This is a genomic window from Alcanivorax sp. (assembly GCF_014762765.1).
In the GTDB taxonomy this organism is placed as follows: domain Bacteria; phylum Pseudomonadota; class Gammaproteobacteria; order Pseudomonadales; family Alcanivoracaceae; genus Alcanivorax.
The window spans coordinates 1-3,841 of the sequence record NZ_JABURH010000041.1 but is presented as its reverse complement, the minus strand read 5'-3'; the positions used below and the strand labels follow the sequence as shown (position 1 = coordinate 3,841).

Here is a 3,841-nt window from a genome sequence, read left to right as displayed (position 1 = left end):
TAACCGGTAGCATCGGAAATGATCTGTACCGTCACTTCCCCGGAATCAAAGCCCACCGGCACTTCACCGCCAATAAAGACTTCCAGCGCATCACCGGTAAGAATGCCGCCCTTCCTGACCCGCAGCGGGGTGACATCCGGGAAGTTGGGGGTAAACGCCAGCTCCGCATACACGTCACCGGACTGCTTGGATACGGTCTTGTCCTGCAGCAGGGTACCAATCACCGGCACGCAGTTGATCGGCTGACCGGTCAGTTCGGAGGTGATCACCCCTTCATCCAGACAGCCAAGGGAATCATCCGCCGGCGGTGCATTGGTCACCAGTACCGCCCGCTCACCGGTGGTGGGAGAGGTTGTGTCCTGGGGCACGGTGGAATGCGTAAAGCCGGCAATGGTTTCGCCGGACTGGCTGAGCACGCCGTTGACACCCAGCTCATAGGTCTGGCCGGGGGTCATGTCTTCCAGCGGGTCCACGGTAATCGCGGTACGGCCAACCAGCAGTTGTGCCGGCACCAGTTCGCCGTTGCTCATCAGGCTGACGGTGTCACCATAAACTGCGGTGGACGCATCAATGGGCTTGGTGGTGCGCAGCCGGAAACTGGAGAAATCCATGCTTTCGAACTGGTCGTCATCCGGGAAGATGGACTCCACTTCAAAGCTGGCGGCGGTCTGCTGGGTATCCAGCGGTCCTTCCAGAGCGGCGCGGGTAGTGAAATTGAGCTCGCCGTCCTTGAAAGTGGTGGTTTCACCGAGCACGGTGACGCCATTCATGACCACCGTGTAATCCGTTGCCGGAGACAGTGCATCCACAGGCGTCAGCACCACACCCCGGCCATCTGCCACGGATTCCAGGGTGAAGGCCACATCCGCGCCATCCGCATCCTGGAACACGAAATTATCTGCCGTGGCCGATACGGTATGGCTGAACTGTAAGGCCACAATGGCACGCGGTGCCACCTGGTTCTGGTCATCCAGCGGGTAGGTGTAGTGCAGGTTGCGTGCGTTGAAGGTGGGTGTATCGAAACTCACCCTGTCCTTGTCCCCGCCACAGCCTGCCACCGCAAGGGCGGTCAGTGCTGTCAGGGCGATATTATTCTTTTTCATGGAACACCTCCGTTAGAACTTCACCGTGATAGCGCCGGAAAACACATGGACATCGCCATCAGCGGTTACCACTTCATAGGGGTTCGCCACACCGGGACGGTTGGTGGTCAGCTCGAAATCCCGCTCTTCCAGTTTCTGGAACTGGTAACCGAAATCAAGGCGCAGCGGATAAGCGAGGACGGGCGGGTTCTGGATAATCAGGGATGAGCCCACGCCGACAATCAATTTGTCACTGTCCAGGTAGTTCACGTCCGGGGTCTGGATGCTTTCCAGCGGGCTTTCCTGATACGCCACACCGCCGGACAGAATCAGGTGATCGTTCACCGTCCACTCGGCACCGATACGGGGAACCACAATGTCCTTGAACTCGGCGAAGGCCTGGTCCTTGACCGTGTCGCGGGCCAGCTCATCTTCCAGGTCACTCCAGTTCTGCTGTTCTACGGTAACGGCAGCGCGGAAGTTGTCGGTGAAGTGATACAGCAGACCGGCACTGAAGATATCCGGCTGATAGGAATCGATGGTATCGATCAACACAGTAATACCCGGATCAATAACGGTACCGGGAATGGTCAGATTGGATTCCACCGCGGTGCGGGCCTCGGTGTGCCCGCGGAAAGCAAAAGCGGTCTCAAGACCGGTCCAGATGCCGCAGTCTTCCTTGCCGCAGAACACCTTGTCCCATTCCAGATTCATGGACAGCACCGGACGAATCACCGGCTTGGCAGACACGGTCAGCTCTTCGCGCTGGGTTTCACCGGCCAGGTTGGCGCTGGCGATCAGGGTAGCCTCAGAACGCAGGGAGATGTGTGCGGAGGCCCCGGTGGTAATACCGTTGGCCAGTTCGAGGCCTCCACCAAGGTTCAGGAATAATGGCTGTCGGCCGTAATTGAAGAACTGGCCTTCCATGCTGGTGCTGGAGTCAAATGCCAGCATTTCCTCACCGAATTTTTCCACCCCGGCAATAATCGCGAAGTAGATCGGATGTTCGAACTTGGTCATATCGGTGAGGTCGGTCTTCAGCGCAATGACCTGCTGCTGGGACAGGGTGTCATTCAGTATGTCACCGTCACGAATCACCGATGGGGCGCCCCCGCTGGGATTGCCCTGGCTGACGGCACGCAGTTCCTGGTCACCGTGCAACAGACCCACCGTCAGTTCCCCACGGGGATCGCGGGTCAGGTAGGCCGGGTTGTAATAAAGCGCTGATGCCTGGGGATTGAACATGGACAGACCCATGGCGGTCCCCACATCGGCAGGTAGCAGACCATAGGTGCTGGCCGTGTTACCCATTGCAGCGAAAGTAGGGGTCGACAGGGCAGTGCTGACAATGACAGCAGCTCCCCAACGGGCGAGGGTTTTCGTAGTCATAGCGCTTCTCCGGCTTTTGTTATTAGGGTTTTCGCCTCAGGTTAAGGTCCCAGGCGACAGGAGAACAATGCGTGAAGCTATGCAGCCTCTCACCTATTCCCCCCTGTGTGTATGCAACAAGTCAAACAAAACGCGAGTGCCAGCGCCGTTGGCAAAAAGTTGGGAATGGTTGAGAAAAGTTGATGGGAGCACCGGTATTGTTAAACGATGTAACCGGGGGGTTTCGGTTTGCCGTCGCCAGGGCGGCTATGTCACAGACAGGTAGAGGAGCATAAAAAAGCCGGCCCGAAGGCCGGCAATGGCTTGGCAAGGAAGACGTTACTGCTTGATCGGCTCACCCAGGTACTGAAGCTTTACGCCGCCCGCCGGAATTTTCAGATAAATTTTCAGGTTAAGGATCAACACCGACAGATTCACGTCTACAGCGATATCGTTGCTGTTCAGCTGCTCGATTACCATGCGCCCGTCCGGCAGGAAAGTGACCGGCCCGGCCAGATTCATGGTCAGCGGATAGCTGTGCTGGTTATGGGTGCCATCCAGCAGGATGTGCATGTAGGGCGCGTCCAGATACAGGTCCACATCAGCGCGAAACTCCGGCCCCTCCGGGGTTTGCACAATCCAGCCGGGGATCAGCCCCTGGCGCTCCCATTCGTCATAGACAAAACTGCCATCCGGATGCTTTTTACCACAGAAATTATCCGCGTCTTCCGGCCAGGCCACACACTGGTAACGCATACGCATGAACTGGGTTTCTGTGGGGGTGTCGCTGTCAAACAGGCCGATGATTTTCACTTTCAGTGTCACCGATGATGCCTGAATCAGGGTGGGATACAGCCCGATCCTGACAGCCGGCCAGGCTTCAACGTCCGGTGTCGACGGATCATCGTAGGGTTGTGTGGCGCCGATCACCTCGGAGTTGAGGCCACCGACCACATGAATGCCACACTGCTCCGGCAGATCACAGACCAGCGCCGGATCGGAGACGCCTCCTTCGCTGCCGTTATCGCCCTTGCTTTCATCAATGATCAGTGCCGTGGTATTGGCACCGGGCTCACCGCCGTTGTAGCCAGGCTCTCCCGCATCAAAATGGCCATTGCCGTTCAGGTCCGCCGTGGGCAGGTTCTTGAGTGGCTGGAAGACACTGGCAACCGGCGCGCCGGCAACGAAGTGAAGATGCATGTCGGGTCCACCCATGTCGCTGTCCGGGGCCCGTAACAGAGCGGTCTGCAGACGCTTGCCATCGGTGGCGCAAATGGCCTCGCCACTGCGGCAATCATCCGGTTGCTGGGCGGATGTCTGATTGACGCTCATCAGGATGTAACGGTAATAGGCACCCTCTTCCCAGGGTTGGGACGGGGTAAAGACCAGGC

At 58.0% G+C, this 3,841-nt stretch carries 2 protein-coding genes and 1 pseudogene; all 3 read right to left on the bottom strand.

Going from position 1 to position 3,841, the window contains the following annotated elements; translation table 11 throughout:
- Positions 1–1,103 (bottom strand): Ig-like domain-containing protein (locus HUJ17_RS01285; protein ID WP_290509005.1); only part of this gene is annotated, 1,103 nt, incomplete at its 3' end.
- Positions 1,104–1,115: 12 nt separating this feature from the next.
- Positions 1,116–2,471, bottom strand: a complete 1,356-nt coding sequence (locus tag HUJ17_RS01280; protein ID WP_062815336.1) for an outer membrane protein transport protein — start codon at positions 2,469–2,471, stop codon at positions 1,116–1,118.
- 318 nt (positions 2,472–2,789) lie between these two features.
- A pseudogene (locus tag HUJ17_RS01275) lies at positions 2,790–3,841 on the bottom strand (hypothetical protein); the annotation flags it as partial.

Coding starts and splice junctions, on each gene's coding strand:
- HUJ17_RS01280 (WP_062815336.1), bottom strand. CDS start 2,471: ATGACTACGAAAACCCTCGCCCGTTGGGGAGCTGCTGTCATTGTCAGC.